Raw genomic sequence first — 1,186 nt, 5'->3', positions numbered from 1 at the left:
TCGGTGCGGGATTTGTTTGAGTCGCCGTCGGTTGCGGGTTTGTTGGGGCGTTCGGTGGGGGGTGGGGTTGTTCGGCCGGCTCTGGTGCGGGTGGAGCGGCCTGGTGTGGTGCCGTTGTCGTTTGCTCAGCGGCGGTTGTGGTTTTTGAATCGGTTGGGTGGTGTGGAGGCTTCGTACAATATTCCGTTTGTTGTGCGGTTGGTGGGTGAGTTGGATTGTGGTGCTCTTGAGTTGGCTCTGGGTGATGTGGTGGAGCGGCATGAGAGTTTGCGGACGGTGTTTCCTGAGGTGGGTGGTGTTCCTCGGCAGGTGGTGTTGGGTGCTGGGGTGGTGCGTCCTGTTGTTCCGTTGGTTTCGGTGGGTGAGGGGGATGTGGCCGGGTGTTTGGCGGAGGAGGCGGGGAGGGGTTTTGATCTGGCGGTGGAGGTTCCGTTCCGTGTTCGGTTGTTCGGTGTGGGGGAGGGGGTTCATGTTCTGTCGGTGGTGATTCATCATATTGCGGCTGATGGTGAGTCGGTGGGTCCTCTGTTGGGTGATTTGTTGGAGGCTTATCGGGCTCGGTGTGGGGGTGGGGTTCCTGGGTGGTCGGTGTTGCCGGTTCAGTATGTGGATTATGCGTTGTGGCAGCGTGAGTTGTTGGGTGAGGAGGGGGATTCGGGGAGTTTGGCTGCGGGGCAGTTGGCTTATTGGTGTGGTGAGTTGGAGGGGTTGCCGGGGGAGTTGGTGTTGCCGTTCGACCGGGTGCGGCCTGCGGTGGCGAGTCATCGGGGTGGGGTGGTTCGTTTTGATGTGGGTGCTGGTGTGCATGGTGGTCTGGTGGATGTGGCTCGGGCGGGTGGGGCGAGTCTTTTCATGGTGTTGCAGTCGGGTCTTGCTGTGTTGTTGTCGCGTTTGGGTGCGGGGTCGGATATTCCGTTGGGGAGTCCGGTGGCGGGGCGTGGTGATGAGGCTTTGGAGGGGTTGGTTGGTTTCTTTGTGAATTCGTTGGTGTTGCGGATGGATGTGTCGGGTGATCCGTCGTTCCGTGAGGTGGTGGCGCGGGCGCGGGAGACGGATCTTGCGGGGTTCGCGCATCAGGATCTGCCGTTTGAGCGGTTGGTTGAGGTGTTGAATCCGGTGCGTTCGATGGGGCGGCATCCGTTGTTCCAGGTGTTGTTCACGCTTCAGGGTGATCCGCGTCCGGTGG

1 protein-coding gene is annotated in these 1,186 nt (G+C 60.8%); it reads left to right on the top strand.

Translation table 11 applies throughout. The features are described from left to right. Positions 1 to 105: 105 nt before the first annotated feature. Positions 106 to 1,186, top strand: a 1,081-nt coding sequence (locus ACWCRA_RS35225; protein WP_451069483.1) for a condensation domain-containing protein, incomplete at its 3' end; no start/stop codon positions are given.

The sequence above is a fragment of the Streptomyces sp. NPDC001889 genome (assembly GCF_053594535.1).
The sequence above is the reverse complement of the archived record's forward strand: the minus strand, read 5'-3'. Positions and strand labels throughout refer to the sequence as shown.